Here is a 23,317-nt window from a genome sequence, read left to right as displayed (position 1 = left end):
TGGTTCCTGAGCATGTCCTTCGACACTGTCGCCACCTGCATGCATCGTCAAGCGGGATGTCTGCCGACCACGCATGGCTGCTGTCTTCGATAGGGCTGTCCCCTAGAGGTCGACCGTCGCCGAGAACAGGAAGGTGCGCGGCGCGCCGACGGCGATGGTGCCGAAGGAGGCGACGCCCGCCCAGTAGTTGTTGTCGAGCAGGTTCTGGATGCTGGCGCGGAAGGTCGTGGGGCGGCCGGCGATCTCCATCGCGTAGCGCGCGCCGATATCGACCCGCGTCCAGGCGGGAAGCCGCGCGGCATTGGCGGCATCGGCATATTGCCCGCCGGTCAGCACGACGGCGCCGTTCAGGGTCAGCCCGCGCGCCCAGGGCGTGTCCCATTCCAGGCCGAGATTGGCCTGCCAGGCCGGCACCCCGATTGGGGTATTGCCGATCCTGCTCCTTGTGGCGGATTGCGTGATCTCGCCATCCAGCAGGGTCGCGCCGCCGAGCAGGCGGAGCCCCGCCGCCAGCTCACCGAAGCCGGTCAGCTCCAGCCCGCGGACGCGCTGCTCGCCGCCGACCGCATAGACATTGCCGGTCAGCTCGCCGCTCGGGCGGGTGATCTGGAAGGCGCTGAGCGTCGCGGTCGCGCGGCCGAAATCGACCTTCACGCCGACCTCGTATTGCCGGGCGCGATAGGGCGCGAAGACCTCCCCGGCATTGGCCGCGGTCGCCGGCGCGATGTCGCCGCGGCTCAGCCCCTCGATGTAATTGGCGTAGAGCGACACGCCCGCCCAGGGCCGCACCACCAGCCCGGCCAGCGGCGTCAACGCGCTCTCGTCATAGGCCGAGGTGCGGCCGCCGGTGGTGGCGCTGTAGTTGTTCGACTGGACGCGCTGATGACGCAGGCCGAGCGTCAGCAGCACCCGGTCATCCAGCATCGACAGCGTGTCGGCGAGGGCGACGCCGCTCAGCGTGTTGGTGGAGACCCGGGGCACGCCGGCGGGCGCGCCGACGGTCTGCCGCGGCCGCAGCACCGGCGCGTAGATGTTCGAGGCATAGGCGCTGCCGTTGTTGGTCCCGCGCTCCAGAAGGTCGTGATAGGCGTCGGCCTGCAGGGTGACGGTGTGGCGGATGGCGCCGGTCTCGAAGCGGGCGCGCAGCCCGGCATTGTAGCTGTAGCGCTCGACCGCGAAGGTGGCGTTCGCGGGGGTGCTGGTCACGTCGCCCCGGGCATTGAGGATGGTCGGCAGGCCAAAGAGGCGCCGCACCTCGGTGCGGGCGCCGCCGAGATTGCCGAAGACGGTCAGGCTGTCGGTCAGGTCGTATTCGACGCGCAGCAGCGCGCCGGTATCCGTCACCCGCGTCCATTCCCAGGGCTGGGTCACGTTGCGCCGGCCATCGGGCGCCGCGGGCAGCGCCACGCCGGGCGCGAGCAGGACAGGGCGGAGCGGCGCGTCGACGCGTTCGTCCTGCCGCAGCAGGTCGAGCGAGGCGCGGAAGCGCTCGCCGCGATAGTCGAGCGACAGGGCGCCGACGCCGGCCTCGCGCGACTGGTGGTCGAGGTCCGTGCTGCCCTGGCGATAGCTGCCGTTGAAGCGCAGGCCCCATTGCCGGTCATCGCCGAAGCGGCGGGCGAAATCGAGATGGCCGCCGAGCTGAGTGGCGGAGCTGTAGTTCAGGGTGAAGCGGGTGAGGTCGGCATCGGCGCGCCGCGGCACGATGTTGATCACGCCGCCGATGCCGCTGTTGGGCGACATGCCATAGAGCAGCGCGCCCGGGCCGCGCAGCACCTCGATCCGCTCCACGTATTCGGTGAAGACGCGGTAGTTGGGCGCAACGCCGTACTGCCCGTCGAAGGCGATCTCACCGACATTGCCTTCGCCGATCGGGAAGCCGCGAATGAAGAAGGAATCGAGCTGGCCGCCGCCGCTGGTGGCGATGCGCACGGAGGGATCGAGCATCAGCGCATCGGCGACGGTCGCGGCCTGCCGGTCCTCGATCAGCCGCGCCGTGTAGTTGCCGGTGCTGAAGGGGCTGTCCATGACGCCGGTATTGCCGAGCAGCCCGAGCCTGCCGCCGCGCGCGACCTGCTCGCCGGCATAGGCGGGCGGCAGGCTGCCGGAGAGCGCCGCGCCCTCGACGGAGATCGGCGGCAGCGTCACCCCCTCGCCCTCGCCGGCGGCGTTCGCCGTGGTCTGCGCCTGGCCGGATGCGACGGACGCGACCGCCAGCAGCCCGCCGGCCACCGCCATCTGGGCGAGGATCCGCCAGGCGCGGGCGCGCCAGGCAGGCGTGAGGGCCGTCGCGGCCCGGAAGGAAGTGACGGCCACGCTGCGGCTACCCTCTCGAAAGACGACGCGGATACGGTCGGCGGCAGCGACGCCGCCACCGAGGGGCAGCAGGTAACGCAACTGCGAATGAGTTGCAATAAGTCACATTGCGGATAGGCGGATGAGGCGCCTCAGACGCTCCGGCGCTGCAGCGCCAGGCTGAAGGCGAGGCCGGTCAGCACGCTCGCCATGGTCCAGCGCTGCGCCGCGATCCAGCGCGGCCGCCTCGCGAACCAGGCCGCCAGGCCGCCGGCGGCGATGACGATCGACGCGTTCACCGCGAAGCTCACCGCGATCTGCACCGCCCCGAGCGTGATGCCCTGCATCAGCACCGAGCCGCGCGCGGGATCGATGAATTGCGGCAGCAGCGAGAGGTAGAGCACCGCGATCTTCGGGTTGAGCAGATTGGTCAGGAAGCCCATGGCGAAGAGCCGCGCCGGCGGATCCACCGGCAGGTCGCTGCGCGCCTCCAGCACCGATCGCGCGCCCGGCTTCACCGCGTTCCAGGCGAGGTAGAGGAGATAGGCGGCACCCGCCCATTGCAGCGCCTCATAGGCGAGCGGCACCGCGAACAGGATGGCGGTGACCCCGAGCGCCGCGGCGACCATGTAGACGACGAAGCCCGCGATGACGCCGAGGAGCGAGATGAAGCCCGCGATCCGCCCCTGCGTCACCGATCGGCCGATCAGGTAGATCATGTTCGGGCCGGGCGTCATGACCATCGTCAGCGCGACCAGCGCGAAGGCGGCGACATCGCTCCAGGAGATCATGCGGGCACGCATCCTATCGTTCCAGCGCGACGATGCGGGGCGGCCGGGAGCGGCGCAACGGGATCATTGCCCTCGGTGCAATGTCAGAGATCGTCTCACAGCTCCATGTGCACGACCTCGATCGGGTCGCCGCCGAGGCCATGCGAGAAGACCCCGCGTCCCGTCGTGCGGAAGCCGTGCCGCCGGTAGAAGCCTTCCGCGTTGATCGTGGCCTCGAGCCGGATCGGTCCCGCATGGCCCGCGCGCGCGGCCGCGATCCCGATCTCGAGCAGCCGCCGGCCGAGCCCCGTGCCCGCGGCCTCGGCCAGCAGGAAGAGCCGCGTCACCTCCCCGGCCTCGGCATCGACGAAGCCGACGATGCCGCCATCGCGTTCGGCGACGACCATGCGCCCCTGGGCGATGAGGTCCTCGTAATAGGCCGGGGTGCGATCGCCCATCCATCCCGCGAGCTGCGCCTCGGAATAATGGCCCTTCGCGAGGGCGCGGATGGATTGCCGCGTCACCTCGAACACCGTCCCGCCGTCACCTGCCCGCGCCGGCCGCAGCACCACATCCCCGTCGACCGTCATCCCATCCTCTGGCCGCGGATGCCCTGCGGCGCCGGAGCATGGGGCATATCGGCCCGAGTGTCGCCGGAGCCGACCCTCAATCCGCGCGGATGCCGGCTCTCTGCACCACCTCCGCCCATTTCCGGGTCTCCGCCGCGATCAGCCCCTGCAGGCTGGCGGCATCGCCCGGCATCGGCTGCGCGCCGATCCCCGCCAGCTTCTCGCGGATCCCGCCGTCGCGGAGTGCGCCGAGCACCGCCGCTTCCATCCGCTGCCGCGCCGGCGCCGGCAGGTCGCGCGGGGCCAGCATCGCGAACCAGGGATCGACGGCATAGCCGGGCAGCCCCGCCTCCCCCACCGTCGGCAGGGCGGGCAAGGCCTCGGCGCGCTCTGCGGTGGTCGCCGCCAGCGCCCGGAGCCTGCCACCCGCGACATGCGGCGCGGCTGACGTGACGCTGTCGAACATGCAGTCCACCCGCCCGGCCAGCAGGTCCGCGATGGCGGGGCCGGAGCCGCGATAGGGCACATGGGTCATGTCGACCCCGGCCATCGCGGCGAAGAGCGCACCCGCGAGGTGGATCGAGGTGCCGTTGCCGGCCGAGGCATAGGTGATCCCGCCGGGCGTGCGCCGGGCCGCGGCGATCAGCCCGGCGGTGTCGCGGATCGGCGATGCCGCCGGCACCACCAGCAGGTTCGGCACCACCGCGACCGGCGCGACCGCCACCAGGTCCGCGGCGTCATAGGGCAGGCGCGGATAGAGCGCCGGGTTCACCGCATGCGCCATGGAGACCATCAGCAGCGTGTGCTGGTCGCCCGACCGGGCCGCGGCTTCGGTGCCGATGGTGCCGCCGGCGCCGGCGCGGTTCTCGACCGCCAGCGGCTGGCCCAGCGCCGCGCCGAGATCGGGCGCCAGCAGACGGATCATCGCATCGATGGCGCCGCCGGGCGGGAACGGGACGATCACGCGCAGCGGGCGTTCGGGCCAGGCCTGCGCCAGCGCGGGGCGGATCGCGGGTGCGGCGAGCGGCGCTGCGGCAAGGCCGGACAGCAGGGTGCGGCGGCGCATCAGATCGCCGAGGGATGACGCGCCAGCGCCGTCACCCGGATGTCCATGTAGGGAAACAGCGGCAGGCTGGAGAGCAGCGCATGGAGCTCATCCGCATCCGCCACGTCGAAGACCGAGATATTGGCGTAGCGCCCCGCGACCCGCCACAGATGCGGCCACTTGCCCTGCCGTTGCAGTGCCTGCGCCAGGTCGCGCTCGCGAGCCTTCAGGTCATCGGCCTTGGCGGCCGGCATGTCCGGCGGCAGGCGGACCTCCATGGCGACGTGAAACAGCATTTCTTCTGGTCTCCTCCGGGCAATCGGATGGCGCGGGTTCACACTGTGTGCAGCGTCCGCGGCCGGTCGGTGCGGTAATGCGCGAGCTTGTCGGCATCGAGATCGGTGCCGATGCCGGGGCCGCGCGGCAGGTGGATGGCGAAGTCGCGATACTCCGGCGCCGCGGTCGCCAGGCTGTCGCGCAGCAGCAGCGGGCCGAACAGCTCGGTGCCCCAGGCGAAATCGCCGAGCGTGGCGTAGAGCTGCAGGGCGCCGAGCGTGCCGATCGTCCCTTCCAGCATGGTGCCGCCATAGAGGCCGAGGCCGGCGGCGCGCGCGATCGCCGCCACCGCGCGGGTGCCGGCGACGCCGCCATGCTTGGCGGGCTTCAGCGCCATGGCCATGCAAGCCCCCTCCATCGCATGGCGCAGCGCGTCCTGCGGGGTCGCGATGCCCTCGTCGCCCATGATCGAGAGGCGCGGATTGGCGCGCTGCAGCCGCGCCATGGCGGCCAGATTCCAGCCCGCCACCGGCTGCTCCGCCATCGCCACTCCGGCCTCGGCGAGCGCCGGCAGGGCGCGCGCCGCCGTCGCCTCGTCCCAGGCCTGGTTGACGTCGACGCGCAGCGTGGCGCGGCCGGCGAAGGCGCGCGCGAGCGCCGCGACATGGGCGATGTCGTCCTCCGGCGCATGGGCGCCGATCTTCACCTTGAAGTCGCGGTGCCGGCGGGCGGCGAGCATCGCCTCGCCTTCCTCGATGTCGCGGCCGGTGTCGCCGCTCGCGAGCGTCCAGGCGATCGGCAGGCTTTCGGCCTGCGCCCCGCCGAGCAGCGCCGCCAGGCTCAATCCGCGGGCCCGGGCCACGGCATCGTGCAGCGCCATCGAGAGGGCGGATTTGGCGAAGGCATTGCCGCGCACGGCGCGGCCGATCCGCGCCTCGGCGGCGTTCAATTGCGCCGCGTCCTGGCCCAGCATCGGCTCGGCCAGGTATTGCGTGACGATGGCCGCGATGCCTTCGGGGCTTTCCTCGCCCCAGCGCGGCCCGCCGATGGTGGCCGCCTCGCCGAAGCCCACCACGCCGCCGGCGGTGACCTTGACGATCACCACATCCATCGCCGCGACCGTCGCGAAGGCCAGGTGGTGCGGACGGATGGTCGGGATGCGGGCCGGGATGGCCTCGATCCTCTCGATCGGCAGGCGCGGGAGGCTGGCCTGGTCATGGGCGTGCTCGGGCATGGCCGCGGAAGCTGGCGCCCGAGCTGCTTTCGATCAATACTGGCATTTCGAATGCAGCCTTCGATCCGATCGAATGGACAGCCATCAGCTTCATGCCTTCCTGGCGCTCGCCGAGACCGAGCATCTCGGCCGCGCCGCCGCCCGCGCCGGCTTGGCGCCGGCGACGCTGTCGCATCACCTGGCGGCGCTGGAGCGCAGTCTCGGCACCACGCTGTTCGACCGGCTGGGCCGCGGGCTGCGGCTGACCGAGACCGGCCGCCTGCTGCGCGGCTTCGCCACCCGCATCGCCAATGAGACCGCCGCCGCCCGCGCCGCCATCGCCGAGCAGGAGCGTGCGGAGCGCGGCACCCTGCGGCTCGGGGTGATCCATTCCTTCAACGCCAACCTGATGCCGGGGCTGGTCGCCGAATTCCTGGGTGGGCATCCCGGCATCCGCATCGAGGTGCGGGAGATGGTGGCGAGCGCGATCGAGGCCGCGCTGCTGGACGGCGAGCTCGACCTCGGCCTCGCCTTCGCCCCCGCGACCCGTCCCGGCCTCGGCTGCGCCCGGCTCTTCGACGAGGCGCTGGTGCTGGTGGTGGCGCGCGGCGGCCGCTGGGCGGGTGCGGCGCCGGAGACCATCCCGCTGGCGCTGCTGCCGGCGCGCTTCGCCACCCGCCGGATGATCGACGCGGCGCTGGCCGGCCTCTGGACGCCTCTCGTGGCGGCGGAGGTGGATGCGATCGGGGCGATCCTGGCGCTGGTGCGCAGCGATGCGGTGGGCACCATCCTCTCGGCCCGCTCGGTGACCGGGCCGGGCCTCGATTGCCGCGCGATCGCCGACCCGCCGCCGTTGCGCAGCGCCGCCCTGCTGTGGTGCGTCAGCCGCTACCAGACCGCGGCGGCCCGGGCCTTCTCGGCGCTGGTGCGACAGCGCCTGGCCACGGGCTGAAGGGGTTTAAGCGGGCGGCTCAGGCCGCGACGGCCACCTCTTCCAGCCAGGGCATCGGCACTTCCGACGCCACGATCGTCGCGTCCGCCTCCCCGGACCGCCAGGCCAGCGCCAGGCGCGGCTGCGGGGAGGCCGGGATGATGACGATGCGCGGCTCGTAGCCGGCGCTGAAGGTGCCCTTCCAGCCCTTGGCGAGGCCCAGGCCCATGCAGGCGTCGTAGAAGGCGTGGAAGGATCGCAACTCGCGCGGGACTTCGCCGTCTTCCCGGCTGGTCACGGATTTCAGATACTCGACCACCGTCGGCAGATGCTCCCAGCCGAACTTCATGGACGGGATCACATAGGCATAGTGCGGCGTCTCGGGCATGGCCTTGCCCCTCCCCACGAGCATGCTACTCGCGCGATACGCGCAAAAGGTAGTGTCCGCAAGCAATTCTCCCGGACCGGTTGCTTGTGAAGTGACTCTGGTCGCAGCGCGTGACGCGGCCGGCAGCAATACCCGCTGCCTCAAACGCGGTCGTTGCTTTGTCGCACGGAGCGGCAAAGCTGGCTTTGCCCGCTTTGCCGGGTCGGGGCGGCAAAGCGGCACAGTATTGATCTTGCAGGATTTTCCCGAGCTTTGCCGCTTTGCCGCCGGGATTGCTTTGCCAGGCCCGGTTTTACTGCTTTGCCGCTTTGCCCCCTAAAGGGGGGACGCCTGCCCGCCCGGCGGGGCCGGGCCGGCGTCCCCACCCAGGGCGGGGCCTCTTCCCCCCTGCCGGCGATTCCGCTTGAACCGGATCTGCTCCAGCCCGGGAGGGTCCGCGTGCATGTTCTACTGATCGGGGCGACCGGTCTCATCGGCACGGCCGTCCTGGCCAGGCTCCAGGCAGAGGGCCTGCGCCTTCGCCTCCTCGCGCGCGGGGCGGCGCCGGCCGGCGCGGCAGGGGCCGGCTGGGTCAGGCGCGATCTCCGCGCCATGCTGCGGCCGGAGGATTGGCTTCCGCTGCTCGACGGCATCGATGCCGTCGTCAATTGCGCGGGCGTGCTGCAGGACAGCGGGCGGGATGCGACCGCCGCGGTGCATCGCGACGCGCCGGTCGCGCTCTTCACCGCCTGCGAGGCCATGGGCATCCGCCGCGTCATCCATGTCTCCGCCCTCGGCGCGGAGAAGGAGAGCCTCTCCCCCTTCTCCGCCACCAAGCGCGCGGCGGAGGCGGCGCTGATGGCGCGCGACCTGGACTGGGTCATCCTGCGCCCTTCCGTCGTCCTCGGCCGCGCGGCCTATGGCGGCAGCGCCTTGTTCCGCGGCCTCGCGAGCCTGCCGGTCCTGCCGCGGATCGCGGACGCCGGCCGCATCCAGCCCGTGCAGCTCGACGACGTCGCGGAGACCGTCGCGCGCCTGCTGCGCCCCGGCGCGCCATCGCGCGTCGCGATGGCGCTGGCGGGGCCGGAGGCGCTCAGCTTCGAGGCGGTGGTGGCGCGCTATCGCCGCTGGCTCGACCGGCGCCCGGCGCGGAGCATCGGCGTGTCGCCGGGGCTGATGCGGCTGGCCTACAGGCTCGGCGACCTCGCGGGCGTGCTCGGCTGGCGGCCGCCGATCCGCTCGACCGCGCGGCGGGAGATGGTGCGCGGCGCGGAAGGCGATCCCGCCGCATGGACGCGCCTGATCGGCATCGTCCCGCGATCGCTCGACGCCGCGCTCGCGGCCGAGCCGGCGTCCGTCCAGGAACGCTGGTTCGCGCGGCTCTACCTGCTGAAGCCGCTGCTGATCGTGGTGCTGGCGCTGTTCTGGATGCTCACCGGCGTGATCTCGCTCGGCCCCGGCTACGCGATGGGGGAGGCGCTGATGCGCGAAGGCGGCGCCGGTGCGCTCAGCGGCGCCTCCGTGATCGCCGGCGGGATCGCCGACCTCGCGATCGGCGCGGCGCTGCTGCACCGGCGCAGCGCGCGCCCGGCGCTTCTCGCGGCGCTCGCGCTCTCGGTCGCCTATCTCGTGGCGGGCACGCTGATCCTGCCGCGGCTCTGGGCCGATCCGCTCGGGCCGCTCCTGAAGGTGGCGCCGATCCTGATGCTGCACCTGGTGGCCCTCGCCACGCTGGAGGACCGGTGACCGCCTATCTCCTGCTCAAGTTCCTGCATGTGATCGGCGCGACGGTGCTGTTCGGCACCGGCGCGGGAATCGCCTTCTTCATGCTGCTTGCGCACCGCACCGGGAATGCGGTGGTGGTCGCGGGCGTGGCGCGCATCGTCGTCATCGCGGATCTCGTCTTCACCGCGACCGCGGTCGTGGCGCAGCCCGTCACCGGCATCCTGCTGGCATGGGAAGCGGGCTATGCGCTGACCGAGGGCTGGATCCTGCTCTCGGTCGCGCTCTATCTCGTCACCGGCGCCTTCTGGCTGCCGGTCGTCTGGATGCAGGCGCGGATGCGCGACCTGGCGCGCGCCGCCGTCGCGGCGGGGCAGCCCCTGCCCGCCGCCTATCACCGCCTGTTCCGCTGGTGGTTCGCCTTCGGCTTTCCCGCCTTCGCGGCGGTGATGGCGATCCTGTGGCTGATGATCGCGCGTCCGGCGATCACGCTTTAGCACTTTGTTTGATCGCGTGATTCAGACTTTTCGGCGATTCCGCCTCAAGTCATCACGCTCTAGCGCTTTGTTTGATCGCGTGATTCAGACTTTTCGGCGATTCCGCCTCAAGTCATCACGCTCTGGCGCCCGAGCGCCGCACCTCCTGCGGCGGCGGCGCGATGCGCAGCACCAGCCAGCCGAGCAGCCCCGCCAGCAGCGACCCGCAGAGGATGCCGATCTTCACCTCCTCCTGCAGGCGCTCATTGCCGGCGAAGGCGAGCAGCCCGATGAACAGGCTCATGGTGAAGCCGATGCCGCAGAGCAGCGCGATGCCGATCAGATGCGTCCAGGTCGCGCGGAAGGGCATGGAAGCGAGGCCGAGGCGGATCGCCAGCGCCGCCGCGCCGAAGACGCCGAGGAGCTTGCCCGCCAGCAGCCCGATCCCGATGCCGAGGGTCAGCGGCTCCGTCAGGGCCGTCCAGCCGATGCCGGCGAAGGAGACGCCGGCATTGGCGAAGCCGAAGACCGGCACCACGATGAAGGCGACCGGCTTGTGCAGCACGTGTTCCAGCACGTGCAGCAGGGAATGCTCGGTATCGTCCGGCCGCCCCGGCGTCGGGCGCAGCGGGATGGTCAGCGCCAGCAGCACGCCGGCGATCGTCGCATGCACGCCCGAGCGGAGCACGAAGACCCACAGCACCGCGCCGATGAGGAGATAGGGCCAGAGCCGCCCGACCCGCAGCCGGTTCATCGCGACCAGCACGCCGAAGGTCGCGGCGGCGAGGCCGAGATCGGTCATGGAGATGTCGCCCGTGTAGAACAGCGCGATGATCACCACGGCACCGAGGTCGTCGATGATCGCGAGCGCGGCCAGGAACACCTTGAGCGAGGTCGGCACCCGCGGCCCGAGCAGCGACAGGACCCCGAGGGCAAAGGCGATGTCGGTCGCGGTCGGGATCGCCCAGCCGCGCAGCGTCTCCGGCGAGCCCGCATTGAAGGCGAGGTAGATCGCCGCCGGCACCGCCATGCCGCCCGCTGCCGCGATGCCGGGCAGCATGCGGTTGGACCAGGAGGAGAGCTGGCCATCCAGCATCTCCCGCTTGATCTCGAGGCCGACCAGCAGGAAGAACACCGCCATCAGGCCATCGTTGATCCAGTGGGCGACGCTCATCGGGCCGAGATAGGCGTGCAGCGCGGCCGCGTAGCGCGGCGCCAGTGCGGAATTGGCGACCACCAGCGCCAGCGCCGCCGCCGCCATCAAGGTCAGGCCGCCCGCCGCCTCGCTGTCGAGGAAGCTGCGGAGCGTCGAGAGCGGACGGATGAGCTTGCGCATGGTGCTCATCCGCGCCGCGGCCGGCGATGCTGACGAGGATGGGAGGGTGGGCACGGAAACGGGATCATGGGCGCAGGTCTCCCACGGTTGGCGGCCCGACCAACGCATGCACCTGCCCGGCCGCATCATGCGGACCGAACACCCGGCTTTCCTATCGCATCCGTCGCCCGGGCAGGCAACCCGGCCGCCGCCAGCCTCCGATGGTGATCACGGCCTTGCGTCCGGCGCCTCCGCGCATCGGATGCTGGACAGGGCGGGCCCGGCTCTGGACAGCGGGAGGTGACGACACAGCCCGCCACATGCGCGGCAGCAGGAACGGACCCGGACAGGCCCATGGAGCCGCTCAGCAACCCCCAGCACGATGCCTTCGCCCGTGCCCTCGCCGAAGGGCGCAGCCAGGCCCAGGCGGCGATCGATGCCGGCTACGCGCCGGCCTCGGCCGCCACCACCGCCCGCCGCCTCGCCACGCGGCCAGAAGTCGCGGCGCGCATCGAGGCGCTGCGCGCCGCCATGCCCGCCCCGGAGGCGCCATCAGGCCCCGCCATTACCCTCGCCCCCGGCCCGCTGCCGACGCGGGAGACGGTGCTGCGCGGCCTCTCCGACGCGCTGACGGAGGCGCGCGGCCAGGGCAACCTCATGGCCCAGCTCCGCGCGCTGGAGCTGATGGGCAAGGAGCTCGGCATGTTCGGGCAGCGCGCGGAGGCGCGGCCCGACAACCCGCTCGCCTGCCTCGACGCGCAGAGCCTGCTGGCGCTGCGCGACCTGCTGGCCGAGGAAGCTGGGGTGGCAGCGTGACGCGGGGGCGGCTCTCGGCCAGGCTGCCGGCGGCGGTCGCGGCGGTGCTCGCCGATCCCGCCGCCCGCGATGCGCTGCGCCAGCATGTGCAGCAGCGCCTGGATGAGACGAAGCTGCAGCTCTATCGCCCCTATCCCAAGCAGGCGGCCTTCCACGAGGCGGGGGCGGCGTTTCGCGAGCGCCTGCTGATGGCCGGCAACCAGGTCGGCAAGACCTGGACCGCGGGGGCGGAGGCGGCCTTCCACCTGACCGGCGACTACCCCGCCTGGTGGAAGGGCCGCCGCTTCGCGCAGCCGACCGTCGGCTGGGCGGCGGGCGTCACGCAGGAGCTGACGCGCGACGCCGCGCAGCGCGTGCTCTGCGGCCGCGCCGAGGCCTTCGGCACCGGCATGATCCCGAAGGCGCGCATCCGCGGCGCCGCCGCCGCGCGCGGCGTCGCCGACGCGCTCGACACCGTCTTCGTCGAGCATGCGAGCGGCGGCACCTCCCAGGTGACCTTCAAGAGCTATGCGGAGAAGCGGTCGAAGTGGCAGGCGGAGACGCTCGACTGGGTCTGGATGGACGAGGAGCCGCCGGCCGATCTCTACAGCGAGGCGCTGACGCGGACCAACGCGACCGGCGGCCTGGTCTGGACCACCTTCACGCCGCTCGAGGGCATGTCGGACGTGGTGCGCCTGTTCCATCCGCGCCCGGGCACGCCCGATCGCTTCCTGGTGCGCATGGCGATCGAGGATGCCGAGCATATCGATGCGGCCCAGCGCGCCCGCATCATCGCGAGCTACCCCGCGCATGAGCGGGAGGCGCGGACCCGCGGCATCCCGATGCTCGGCAGTGGCGCGGTCTTCACGGTGCCGGAGAGCGCCTTCGTGGTGCCGGCCTTCGCGATCCCCGCGCATTGGCCGCGCATCATCGGCATCGACCTCGGCTTCGATCATCCCTTCGGCGCGGCGCAGCTCGCCTTCGACCGCGATGCGGACGCGGCCTATGTGACGCACACGCTGTCGGCGTCGCGCCAGACCATCGCGCAGCACGCGCAGGCGCTGAAGCCCTGGGGTGCGGAGGTGCCGGTCGCCTGGCCGCACGACGCCGCCGCGCATGACCGGCAGAGTGCGACGACCTATGCCGAGCTCTATCGCCAGCACGGGCTGAACATGCTGTGGGAGCACGCGACCTTCTCGGATGGCGGCTATGGGCTGGAGGCTTCCGTCGCCGACGTGATCGACCGGCTGGAAAGCGGGCGGCTCAAGGTCTTCTCCCACCTGACCGACCTGCTCGAGGAGATGCGCGGCTATCACCGCAAGGATGGGCGGCTGGTGAAGGAGCAGGACGACGTGCTGGCCGCCGTCCGCTACGCGCTGATGATGGAGCGCTTCGCGGCGGTGCTGCGCCGCGGCACGCGCGGCGGCGCGCCGGTGCGGCGGAACCTCAGGGTGTATTGAGGGGCGCGACCGCCCGCACGGCCTCCGCCGGCAGCGCGCGGATCCTCCCGCACGCCCCCGCGCTAAAGCCCCGTTAAGTAAACTCTCGCAAACGCTAAACCGCCCTTAAGCAGACTCGCGGAAGATGCAGCTTCCACTGCCGCCACCAGGGCAACGCCGCCAAGGGACCGCATGTCGTCCAACTACGCCACCGGCTTTTCGCTGGTCACCATCCTGATGCTGGACGACGATCCGGCGATGCGCGCCGTCGTGCGCACCATCCTGCGCGAGGCCGGCTGCAAGGACATCGTGCAGACCGGGAACGGCCACGACGCGCTGGACATCCTGTCGCAGCGGCGGATCGACCTGGTGCTCTGCGACTGCCAGATGGCGGCGATGGACGGCATGACCTTCCTGCGCCGGCTGCGCGACCGGCCCGACGGCGCCGACATCCCCGTCATCATGCTCACCGCCAGCCGCGACCAGCGCGACGCCTGGGAGGCGCAGCAGCTCAAGGCCGCGGCCTGGCTGGTGAAGCCGGTGCTGCCGCAGGCCCTGGCCGGCCATGTCGCCAGCGCCCTCGGCATGGCGCCGCCGCGGCTGCGCGACGACGCGCTGGCGAGCCTTGCGGAAAGCTACGAAGCCCGGCTGCCGCAGGAGATTGCGCTGCTCGAGGCGACCGCGACCAAGCTCCTGGCCGGGGGCACGCTGCTCGAAGCCCAGCTCCAGGGCCTGCTGCACCGCCTGCACATCGTGAAGGGCCAGGGCGGCACGCTGGGCTATCCGCTGCTGAGCGACATCGCCGCCCATGCGCATGACGTGTTGCGCCTGGTGCTGCACCGCCCGGAAGCGGGCGCGCCGCATCAGGAAGAGGTGGTGAAGCTGGTCTCCGTCTGCGTCGCCAGCATGAAGCTTGTCGCGGAGCGCAAGCTGCGCGGCGAGGGTGGCGTCGCCGGGGAGAAGCTGCGCGGTCAGCTCGGTGCCTTCGCCGGCGCCCTGCAGGCCAAGCTCGCGGCCGTGGCGGACACGCTGGACGCGGAAGCGCGGCGGGCGCGCGACGACCGCGCGACGCGCCTGGCCGAAGCCGAGGCGAATGGCTGGATGCTGAAGCGCCGCATCGAGCTCGACACCAAGTAGACAGGGGCGCCATGATGCCGAAGCTCGCCGTGCCGCTGCGCATCCTGGCCAACCACCGCTTCGGCCTCGGCCTGCTGGCCGGCACCATCGCCCTGCTCTGGGCCGGGATCTGGCTGCATCTCTCGGTGATGCACCGCCATACCGACGCCGCGGCGGAGCGCGATGCGGCGAACCTGGCGCGCAGCCTGGAACAGAACATCGTCCGGACGGTGGAAGCGACGGACCAGGTGCTGCGCTTCATCCAGGTCAGCTACGCCCGCGACCCCACGCGCTTCGACCTGTTCGACTGGGCGGCCGCCTATCGGCCGGCGGACGGGCTCGCGGTGCAGATCGTGATCGTCGGCGCCGACGGCCGGCTGCGCGCCTCCAGCCTGCAGCGCCAGGCGCCGGCGATCGACCTGTCCGACCGCTCCTATTTCCAGGCGCACCTCAACACCGGCGAGGACCGGCTGTTCATCAGCGAGCCGGTGCTCGGCCGGGTCAGCCGGCGCTGGACGGTGCAGGTCACCAGGCCGCTCCGCGACGCCGCCGGGCGGTTCGACGGCGTGGTGCTGCTGGCGCTCGACCCCGCCTATCTCGCGCGCTTCTACGATTCGCTCCGCACCGGCCGGAGCAGCGTGACGCTGGCCGGCACCGATGGCATCATCCGCGCCCGCGCGCCCGCCGAGGAAGGCCTGCTCGGCGCCAGGCTGCCGGATCGGGCGCTGCAGCTCATCGCCTCCCGGACCGAAGGCAACCTGCGGGTCGACGGTGTCTTCGACGGCGTGGCGCGGCTGTACAGCTTCCGGGTGGTGCCGAGCTATCCGCTGGCCGTCATCGTCGGCCTGGACCTGGACCAGGCCTTCGCCGCCTTCCGCGCGGAGCTGTGGCGCTCGGTCGCCGCCGGCACGGCGGCGACCCTGATGCTGGTGCTGACCGGCATGATGCTGCTCCGCCAGTCCGAGTATCTGACGCGATCGCGCCAGGCGCTGCGGATCACGCTGGATCGCATGACGCTCGGCGTGGTGATGGCCGGCCCCGACGGCCGCGTGCAGGTCCTGAACCGGCGGGCACGAGAACTGCTTCGCCTGCCGCATCCTCTCGATCGGCCGGGCGCGCCCATGGCCGAGGTGCTGGCGCGGCTGGGCACCGGCCCCGAAGCGGCGGCGCCGGCGCCACAGGAGAGGCTCCGCGCCGATGGCACCGCGATCGAGACCCAGATCCTGCCGCTGCCGGATGGCGGCACGCTGCTGACCTGCGCGGACGTGACGGCGCAGCACGCCATGGCCGCGGCGCAGGCGGAGGCGCGCGCCGCGGCCGAGGCCGCGAGCCGCGCCAAATCCGACTTCCTGGCCAATATGAGCCACGAGATCCGCACGCCGATGAACGGCGTGGTGGGCATGGTGCAGGTGCTGCGCCATTCCGGCCTGACCGACAAGCAGCGCGAGATGTGCGAGATCATCACCCGTTCGGCCAATGCGCTGCTGACGGTGCTGAACGACATCCTGGACTATTCCAAGCTCGAAGCCGGCAAGATCGTGCTGGAGCCGCTGCCCTGCCGGGTGCAGGAGCTGGTGGGCGACGTCGCGCAACTGCTGCGCGGCAGCGCCGCGGCCAAGGGCATCGACCTGCAGGTGATCCTCCGCGCCGAGCCGCCGCCGGTGCTGGTCGACCCGACGCGGCTGCGCCAGGTGCTGGTGAACCTGCTGTCCAACGCGGTGAAGTTCAGCGAGAACGGCGAGATCACCATCACGCTGGACAGCGAGCCGGACCCGGAGGCGGCGGGCCAGGCGCGCCTGCGCATCGCGGTCCGGGACCAGGGCATCGGCATCGCCCCGGAGGCGCTCGCCCATCTCTTCACCCGCTTCACCCAGGCCGATGCCTCCTCCACCCGGCGGTTCGGCGGCAGCGGGCTCGGCCTCTCCATCTCGCGCGAGCTGACCCGGATGATGGGCGGCGACATCGCGGTCTGGAGCCAGGTCGACGAGGGCAGCGAGTTCACCATCCGGCTGTCCCTGCCGGTCGTCGATCTGCCGGCAGCGGGCGAGGAGGATGCCGCGGAGATCCCGGCCGGGCCGAAGCGGGAGCTGTCGATCCTGGTGGCGGAGGATGACGAGATCAACCGCGTGGTGATCGCCAATTTCCTGCAGCCGGACGGGCACCGGGTGAGCTTCGCCTTCAACGGCGTGGATGCGGTGCTGGCAGTGCGGCGGCAGGCCTTCGACCTGATCCTGATGGATGTGATGATGCCGGGCATGGACGGCCCGACCGCGACCATGCGCATCCGCGGGATGGAGGGCCCGGCGGCGCAGGTCCCGATCATCGCGCTGACCGCCAATGCCATGTCCGGCGACCGGGAGCGCTACATGGCGGCGGGGATGAACGGCTATGTCAGCAAGCCGATCAACCGGCGGGAGCTGCACCGGACGATCGAGCGCCTGCTGGGCGTCCATGCCTTCGCCCGCGGCACCGCCGCGCCGGCCGCCACCTTGCCGGCGCCGGTGGTGAGCGCCGAGGTGATCGAGGAGGTGGACGACATCCTCGCGGGGTTGCAGGGTTAGATCGCGCCCCGTCACCCGGCGAGCATCTTCAGCCGATCCCGTGCCTACTTGATCTGCGACAGCCGATTGGATGCCATCGGCAGCTCAAACATCGCTCCGCCGGTGACCGTGCCCGCCACGGTCTCGATAGTGCTCCAGAGCGCCAGAAGACGTTCAGCTTGCTTGACGACCGGTGCTTTCTGCAGACCCTTCGACAGGAACATTCCGATCAGTCGGGAGTTCCCGAACGCCTGATATTCGGCACGATTGCGGGTAATGCGCCGATCTCCCGAGATAACGACCCACTGGCCATCCCGGCTCAAAGCCGTGATCCAATCCAGGTCACTGATCGTCGCGGGAAACTTGTCCCGCAGTGCGACCACCTCGTGCTGCGGCTTGAAAAGCTCGTGGAGAGCGCGGGCGAGCGCCGGTGAGAGGTTATGATCGAAAAAGACCTTCACGCCGTGGCAAGGGAGCGTTCGAAGGCGATCGCGTCCTGAACGACGCTCACCGGCAGGTCGTATAGCCTGGCTACCCGATCCGGGCTGCCTTCGGCCTCCAGGGCATCCGCGAGAACAACGGTCGGAACTCCGTATTTCGTGGCGACCGGCTGCCCGAAGGAGCGGTTCGGGTCGATCACGATCGAAGCCTTGCCGCGGAACGGACGCCATCTGGCCACGCTGTCCGCTTCGATATCGAGGTCCCTGAAGGTGCGCTCGATGGCTGGCTTGATGACGTATTGCCGCTTCTTGAGGTCGAGGAGCTCGCTTGGTGCGGTCTCGGACATGCTCTCCAGGAAGATGGTGCGGCCGTCCGTGCGGAATTGCTGCGTCGAGAAGGGATGATCGCTGCGCAGATACTCGCGTGCACGTTCGAGGCAGCGACGAATCGTCAGCAGGCTGAGGCCGGCATCCAGAAACGCCTTCACGAAACGCAATTCGATCAGGTCGCGGAAACCGAGTTCGAGGTGCTTCTCCGCCCGCGGCAGCTGCGGTTGCCACAGCGGAAGCATGTCCACATCATGGCCCTTGCTCGAGAAGCGGTAGCCGCCAAGCCAGCGATTGATGTTCCGGGCCGGGATGTGCAGCAGCCTGCCGGCCTCGGGTGCGGTGTAGTATCCCACCCCGAGCGGCACCAGAGGCAGCCATGGTTCGCGAATGTGGTTCATCGGTCCCAATAGTCTAGAGTAGATTCGGCCCGGATGGAATCCGGACGGGCCGGGCTCCGGGTGTTGGCGGGAAGCCTCCCGCATCCGGCATGCAGGATCTTCGATGCACCCGCCCCGGTCCCGCTAAGTTGCCATTAAGCGAGCTCGCGCGGGCGCTAAACCGGCCTTAAGACAACACACGGAGGATGGGCGTTCACCGGCGCCGGGAGAACGACGCCGCCGAGGGAACGCATGTCGTCGGACCACACCACCGGCTTCTCGCGGGTCACCATCCTGATGCTGGATGGCGACCCGGCCATGCGCGCCGCCGTGCGCACCATCCTGCGCGAGGCCGGCTGCAAGGAGATCCTGCAGACCGGGAATGGCCAGGACGCGCTCGACCTCCTGTCGCAGCGGCGGATCGACCTGGTGCTCTGCGACTGCCAGGCGGCGCCGATGGACGGCATGACCTTCCTGCGCCGGCTGCGCGCCCGGCCCGACGGTGCCGCCATCCCCGTCATCATCCTCACCGCCAGCCGCGACCAGCGTGATGCCTGGGAGGCGCAGCAGCTCAAGGCCGCGGCCTGGCTGCTGAAGCCGGTGCTGCCGAAGGCCTTGACCGGCCATGTCGCGAGCGCGCTCGGCATGGCGCCGCCGCGGCTGGGCGACGACGCGCTGGCCAGCCTCGCGGAAAGCTACGAGGCCCGGCTGCCGCAGGAGATCGCGCTGCTGGAGGCGGCCGCCACCACGCTTCTGGGCGGCGGTCCGCTGCTCAAGGCGCAGATCGAGACCCTGCTGCAGCACCTGCACGTCGTGAGGAAGCAGAGCGGCGCCCTCGGCTATCCGTTGGTAAGCGACATCGCGGGCTTCGCGCATGACGTGCTGCGCCTGGTCGAACAGCAGCCGGAGGCGGGCGCGCCACACCAGACGGAGGTGGTGACCCTGGTCTCCGTCTGCGTCGCCAGCATGAAGCTGGTGGCGGAGCGCAAGCTGCGCGGCGCGGGCGATGCGGCCGGGGAGAAGCTGCGCATCCGGCTCGGCGCCTCCGCCCAGGCCCTGCAGGCCAGGCTCGCGGCCGCCGCGGAGACGCTGGACGCGAAGGCGCGGCAGGCGCGCGATGACCGCGTGGCCCGCCGCGCCACGGTCGAGGCGAATAGCTGGCTGCTGAAGCGTCGCATCGAACTCGATACAAAGTAGCGGGCCGTTCCGCCTGTCCCGGGCACTCGACTGCCCGAGGACCCGCCTTGCTGCCTCGGAACCGGTCACCCCACCATAAGCAACGCTTATGCGTCAGCTTCGCCCCTGAGGATTGGACAGAGCCGCCCGTCTCCGCCGACCCTGCCATCGGCCACGCGCCCATCCCCTTGGAGCCCCGCCGATGACGACAGCCTCCTTCGATCCCTTCGAGTTCGAGCTGTTCCGCAACTCGCTGCTTTCCGTCGCCGACGAGATGGCGCTGACCGTGCACCGCACGACCTATTCCACCGTGCTCCGCGACAACCTCGACTACTCGACCGCCTTCTTCGACGGGCGCGGCCGGATGATCGCCCAGGGCTTCTCGCTGCCGGCGCATCTCGGCTCCATGCCGACCGCGCTCGCCGCCGTGCTCGCCCGCTTCGAGGGCGCGATCCGGCCGGGCGACGTCTATGCCCTGAACGATCCCTTCCATGGCGGCATGCACCTGCCGGACATCTTCATCTTCAAGCCGATCTTCGTCGACGGCGAGCTGGTCGCCTTCGCCGGCACCATCTCCCACCACACCGATGTCGGCGGCCGCGTCGCGGGGTCGAACGCGCCGGATTCGATCGAGATCTACCAGGAAGGCGTGCGCATCCCCCCGATGCGCATCTACGATGCCGGGCACCGCAACGAGACCTTCTTCGAGCTGCTTCTGACGAATGTCCGGGTGCCCGACATGGTGGCCGGCGACATCCGCGCGCAGCTCGCTGCCTGCCATGTCGCGGAGGTGGCCTTCACCGATCTCTGCCGCTCCTACGGCATCGCCAAGGTGCAGCGGCTCACGGATGCGATGCTCGACCATTCCGAGCGCATGGCGCGCGCCGAGATCGCGAAGCTGCCGGACGGCACCTTCACCTTCGAGGATTTCCTCGACGATGACGGCATCGATGTCGGCAAGCCGATCCGGCTCAAGGTCGCCGTGCACAAGACCGGGGACCGCATCCTGTTCGACTGGACCGGCTCCTCCCCCCAGGTGCGGGGCGCGCTGAACGCGACGCTCTCCTTCACCAAATCCGCTTCCTATTGCGGCGTGCTCTCGGTGATGGAGGACCGGATCCCCAACAACGAAGGCGCCTTCCGCGCGATCGAGGTGGTGGCGCCCGCCGGCACCATCGTGAACTGCGTGCACCCGGCCTCGGTCGCCGCGCGCGGCCTCACCGGCTTCCGCATGGTCGACACCGTCTTCGGCGCGCTGGCGCAGATGGTCCCCGGCAAGGTCACCGCGGCGGGCGACGGCGGCAACACCAACATCTCGATCGGCGGCTACGACGCGGAGCGGAAGCCCTACATCTTCTGCGACTTCACCTGCTGCGCCTGGGGCGGGCGCGCCTTCGCCGACGGGCTCGACGGCAATTCGCACATGTTCGCCAACATGGCGGGGCAGTCGAGCGAGGTGATCGAGGCGGAGCAGCCGCTCTTCGTCGAATGCTACGAGCTGCTGGGCGACCGCGGCGGCGCCGGCCAGTTCCGCGGCGGCGCGCCCTATCGCCGCGCCTACCGCTTCCTCGGCGAGGAGGCGGTGATCTCCATCCGCTCGGACCGGCGCGACATCCGGCCCTATGGCCTCTACGGCGGCTATCCCGGCGGCGCCTCCATGAACGTCCTGACGCGTGCCGGCGGTGCGCCGGAAGTCTATCCGGCCAAGTTCTACGGCCAGCTCCGCCGCGGCGATCTCTTCGTGCACGAGACCGCGGCCGGCGGCGGCTGGGGCGACCCGCTGGAGCGCGAACCGGCGCGCGTGCTGAAGGATGTCTGGAACGACTTCGTCAGCGCGGCCTCCGCGCGCGAGCTCTACGGCGTGGTCCTGACCGCGGATGGACGTTCGGTCGACCTGCCCGCCACCGAGGCGCTGCGCGGCCGCATCCGCACCGCCCGCGGCTGGCAGGAGACGCCCTATGCGCTGCGCGAGACGCCAAAGCAGGCCGTCGAGTGGCCGGAGAGACAGGCATGAGCACGCAGAAGACCAAGGTCCGCATCGGCGTCGATATCGGCGGCACCTTCACCGACATCAGCATCATGGATGCCCGGGGCGGCATCATCACCAAGAAGGTCGCCTCGACCGTCGACAACTATGCCCGCGCCATCGGCGAAGGGCTGGCGGCGGCCTTCGGCGAGAACGCGCTCGGCGGCGCCGATGTGGCGGAGTTGCTGCACGGCACCACCGTCGCCTCCAACGCGATCCTGGAGCTGAAGGGCGCGCGCACCGGGCTGATCACCACCAAGGGCTTCCGCGACGTGCTGGAGCTGCGGCTGCTGCGCATGCCCAGGCTCTATGACCTGCTCTGGGAGAAGCCGCCGGCGCTGGTCGAGCGCAGCCTGCGCCTGGAGGTCGATGAGCGGGTCGACGCCAAGGGCAAGATCGTGCGGCCGCTCGATCCCGCCGAGGTCGAGGCGGCACTGGACCGGCTGCTGGCGGAGAAGGTGGAGGCGATCTCGGTCTGCCTGCTGCATGCCTATGTCAACGACGCGCATGAGCGGATGATCCGCGACATCATCCGCAGGCGCGCGCCGGAGATGGTGCTCTCGATCAGCTCGGAGGTGCTGCCCGAGATCAAGGAATACGAGCGCACCTCGACCACCGTCATCAACTCCTACGTCAAGCCGGTGGTCGGACGGTACCTGAAGTCGCTGACCGCGGATCTGAAGGGCGTCGGCATCACCGCGCCCCTGTTGCTCATGCAGTCGAATGGCGGGCTGACGCCGGCCGAGGTGGCGGCCGAGATGCCGGTGCACATCATCGAATCCGGCCCCGCCGCCGGCGTGATCGGCGCCCGCGCACTCGCCCGCCGCGCCGGCTTCGACAAGGTGATCTCCTTCGACATGGGCGGCACCACCGCCAAGGCGGCGCTGGTCGAGAATGGCGAGGTGACGCGGGCCGAGGAATACTCCGTCGGCGGTGGCATCATGATCGGGTCCCGGCTGATGTCGGGCGCCGGCTATGTGCTGAAGGTGCCGGCGATCGACCTCGCGGAGGTCGGCGCCGGCGGCGGCTCCATCATCGCGATCGATGCCGGCGGCGCGCCGCAGGTGGGGCCGCTGAGCGCCGGCGCCTTTCCGGGCCCGGTCTGCTACGACCTCGGCGGCACCGAGCCCACCGTGACCGACGCCAATGTCGTGCTCGGCTACATCAATCCGACGGAGCTCGCCGGCGGCGCCGTCAAGCTGCACGCCGAGAAGTCGCGTGCCGTGCTGGCGGAGAAGATCGCGGCGCCGCTCGGCCTCCCGGTGGAGCGCGCGGCCCATGGCGCGCATCTCGTCGCGGCCGCCAACATGATCCGCGCGATCAAGGCGGTGTCCTCCGAGCGCGGGCGCGACCCGCGGGAATTCGCGCTCGTCGCCTTCGGCGGCAACGGCCCGCTCTTCGCGGCCGGCATGGCGCGGGCGCTCGGCATCCGCCGCGTCATCGTGCCGCCCTCGGCCGGGGTCTTCTCCGCGGTCGGGCTGCTCTATTCGGATGTGGAGTACCACCTCTCCCGAACCTACCGGCAGCGCACCACGGCGCTCGACCTGCCGGGCCTCGTCGCCGCCTGGCAGGCGCTGGAGGACCAGGCGCGGGAGAAGCTGGCGGCGGACGGCTTCCGCCCCGACCAGATCCATCTCCGCCGCTTTGCCAAGCTGCACTACAAGGGCCAGGCCTATGAGCTCTCGGTGCCGATGCCGGAAGGCCCGGTGACCGAGGCGACCTCGGCGCGGCTCGACCAGGCCTTCGGCGACGAGCATGAGCGCACCTATGGCCATCGCGCCGGCCCGGGCGAGCCGGTGGAGCTCGTCAGCCTCAACCTCGCGGCGACCGGCGAGCTCGATACCTTGCGCGACACCGGCGGCGGCATGGCGGCCGCGACCGCCGCACCCGGGGAGCGCCAGGCCTATTTCGGCCCGGAGCATGGCTGGCTGCCGACGCCAATCCTGGGCCGCGGCCACCTCGTCGGGCGCGACAGGCAGGGGCCGGTGGTGATCGAGGAATATGACTGCACCTGCGTGGTGCCGCCGGGCATGACCGCGCGCCTCGATCCGCATGGCAATATCACCATCGACACCGGCATCGCCGCGTAGAAGGATCGC

The 23,317-nt window shown here is 71.0% G+C and carries 20 protein-coding genes; 10 read left to right on the top strand and 10 right to left on the bottom strand.

Going from position 1 to position 23,317, the window contains the following annotated elements; genetic code table 11:
- Positions 1-102 precede the first annotated feature (102 nt).
- From GXW71_RS05905 to GXW71_RS05880, 6 genes are all read right to left on the bottom strand, one after another.
- Positions 103-2,316, bottom strand: a complete 2,214-nt coding sequence (locus GXW71_RS05905) for a TonB-dependent receptor (protein WP_211851482.1) — start codon at positions 2,314-2,316, stop codon at positions 103-105.
- A 131-nt stretch (positions 2,317-2,447) separates the two neighbouring features.
- Entirely contained in the window at positions 2,448-3,086 is a 639-nt protein-coding gene (locus GXW71_RS05900) for a LysE family translocator (protein WP_211851481.1), read from the bottom strand.
- Positions 3,087-3,181: 95 nt separating this feature from the next.
- Positions 3,182-3,655 carry a GNAT family N-acetyltransferase gene (locus GXW71_RS05895; RefSeq protein ID WP_211851480.1) on the bottom strand — a complete coding sequence of 158 codons (474 nt, stop codon included), beginning with the start codon at positions 3,653-3,655 and terminating at the stop codon, positions 3,182-3,184.
- A gap of 76 nt (positions 3,656-3,731) precedes the next feature.
- Complete coding sequence (locus GXW71_RS05890; protein ID WP_211851479.1) at positions 3,732-4,700, bottom strand: tripartite tricarboxylate transporter substrate-binding protein; 969 nt, start codon at positions 4,698-4,700, stop codon at positions 3,732-3,734.
- On the bottom strand, positions 4,700-4,975 hold the full coding sequence (catC, locus tag GXW71_RS05885; protein WP_211851478.1) for a muconolactone Delta-isomerase: 276 nt from the start codon (positions 4,973-4,975) through the stop codon (positions 4,700-4,702). The genes GXW71_RS05890 and catC overlap by 1 nt, the downstream gene beginning before the upstream one ends.
- Positions 4,976-5,013: 38 nt before the next feature.
- Positions 5,014-6,189 carry a muconate/chloromuconate family cycloisomerase gene (locus tag GXW71_RS05880; RefSeq protein ID WP_211851477.1) on the bottom strand — a complete coding sequence of 392 codons (1,176 nt, stop codon included), beginning with the start codon at positions 6,187-6,189 and terminating at the stop codon, positions 5,014-5,016.
- A 73-nt stretch (positions 6,190-6,262) separates the two neighbouring features.
- On the opposite strand from GXW71_RS05880, the gene GXW71_RS05875 reads away from it, so the two are divergent.
- Positions 6,263-7,120 (top strand): LysR substrate-binding domain-containing protein, encoded by an 858-nt coding sequence (locus GXW71_RS05875; RefSeq protein WP_211851476.1) that lies wholly within the window; start codon positions 6,263-6,265, stop codon positions 7,118-7,120.
- Positions 7,121-7,139: 19 nt separating this feature from the next.
- Here GXW71_RS05875 and GXW71_RS05870 read toward each other — a convergent pair whose 3' ends face one another.
- Positions 7,140-7,487 carry a hypothetical protein gene (locus tag GXW71_RS05870; RefSeq protein ID WP_211851475.1) on the bottom strand — a complete coding sequence of 116 codons (348 nt, stop codon included), beginning with the start codon at positions 7,485-7,487 and terminating at the stop codon, positions 7,140-7,142.
- A 438-nt stretch (positions 7,488-7,925) separates the two neighbouring features.
- Here GXW71_RS05870 and GXW71_RS05865 point away from each other — a divergent pair, with 438 nt between their 5' ends.
- A complete protein-coding gene (locus tag GXW71_RS05865) occupies positions 7,926-9,212 on the top strand; it encodes an SDR family oxidoreductase (protein WP_211851474.1) in 1,287 nt (428 codons plus the stop codon).
- A complete protein-coding gene (locus GXW71_RS05860; protein ID WP_211851473.1) occupies positions 9,209-9,685 on the top strand; it encodes a DUF2269 family protein in 477 nt (158 codons plus the stop codon). Before GXW71_RS05865 ends, GXW71_RS05860 begins: the two co-directional genes overlap by 4 nt.
- Positions 9,686-9,800: 115 nt before the next feature.
- Here the strand turns inward: GXW71_RS05860 and nhaA are convergent, their stop codons facing one another.
- A complete protein-coding gene (nhaA, locus tag GXW71_RS05855; protein ID WP_408901988.1) occupies positions 9,801-11,000 on the bottom strand; it encodes a Na+/H+ antiporter NhaA in 1,200 nt (399 codons plus the stop codon).
- A gap of 333 nt (positions 11,001-11,333) precedes the next feature.
- Between nhaA and GXW71_RS05850 the strand changes: the two genes are divergently transcribed.
- From GXW71_RS05850 to GXW71_RS05835, 4 genes are all read left to right on the top strand, one after another.
- Complete coding sequence (locus tag GXW71_RS05850; protein WP_211851471.1) at positions 11,334-11,795, top strand: terminase small subunit; 462 nt, start codon at positions 11,334-11,336, stop codon at positions 11,793-11,795.
- Positions 11,792-13,234 carry a terminase large subunit domain-containing protein gene (locus GXW71_RS05845; protein WP_211851470.1) on the top strand — a complete coding sequence of 481 codons (1,443 nt, stop codon included), beginning with the start codon at positions 11,792-11,794 and terminating at the stop codon, positions 13,232-13,234. Before GXW71_RS05850 ends, GXW71_RS05845 begins: the two co-directional genes overlap by 4 nt.
- A 171-nt stretch (positions 13,235-13,405) precedes the next feature.
- Complete coding sequence (locus GXW71_RS05840) at positions 13,406-14,350, top strand: response regulator (RefSeq protein WP_211851469.1); 945 nt, start codon at positions 13,406-13,408, stop codon at positions 14,348-14,350.
- Positions 14,351-14,361: 11 nt separating this feature from the next.
- Positions 14,362-16,890 (top strand): ATP-binding protein, encoded by a 2,529-nt coding sequence (locus GXW71_RS05835; protein ID WP_211851468.1) that lies wholly within the window; start codon positions 14,362-14,364, stop codon positions 16,888-16,890.
- A gap of 44 nt (positions 16,891-16,934) precedes the next feature.
- Here GXW71_RS05835 and GXW71_RS05830 read toward each other — a convergent pair whose 3' ends face one another.
- Positions 16,935-17,330, bottom strand: coding sequence for a PIN-like domain-containing protein (locus GXW71_RS05830; RefSeq protein ID WP_211851467.1), 396 nt, complete (start codon positions 17,328-17,330; stop codon positions 16,935-16,937).
- Positions 17,327-18,037, bottom strand: coding sequence for a DUF433 domain-containing protein (locus GXW71_RS05825; RefSeq protein ID WP_211851466.1), 711 nt, complete (start codon positions 18,035-18,037; stop codon positions 17,327-17,329). The genes GXW71_RS05830 and GXW71_RS05825 overlap by 4 nt, the downstream gene beginning before the upstream one ends.
- Before the next feature lie 231 nt (positions 18,038-18,268).
- On the opposite strand from GXW71_RS05825, the gene GXW71_RS05820 reads away from it, so the two are divergent.
- From GXW71_RS05820 to GXW71_RS05810, 3 genes are all read left to right on the top strand, one after another.
- A complete protein-coding gene (locus GXW71_RS05820) occupies positions 18,269-19,213 on the top strand; it encodes a response regulator (RefSeq protein WP_211851465.1) in 945 nt (314 codons plus the stop codon).
- A gap of 181 nt (positions 19,214-19,394) precedes the next feature.
- Positions 19,395-21,206, top strand: a complete 1,812-nt coding sequence (locus GXW71_RS05815; protein WP_211851464.1) for a hydantoinase B/oxoprolinase family protein — start codon at positions 19,395-19,397, stop codon at positions 21,204-21,206.
- Positions 21,203-23,308: a hydantoinase/oxoprolinase family protein gene (locus GXW71_RS05810; protein WP_211851463.1), complete on the top strand. Its 2,106-nt coding sequence runs from the start codon at positions 21,203-21,205 to the stop codon at positions 23,306-23,308. Before GXW71_RS05815 ends, GXW71_RS05810 begins: the two co-directional genes overlap by 4 nt.
- Positions 23,309-23,317 lie beyond the last annotated feature (9 nt).

The organism is Plastoroseomonas hellenica, from assembly GCF_018129085.1.
In the GTDB taxonomy this organism is placed as follows: Bacteria; Pseudomonadota; Alphaproteobacteria; order Acetobacterales; family Acetobacteraceae; genus Plastoroseomonas; species Plastoroseomonas hellenica.
The sequence above is the reverse complement of the archived record's forward strand: the minus strand, read 5'-3'. Positions and strand labels throughout refer to the sequence as shown.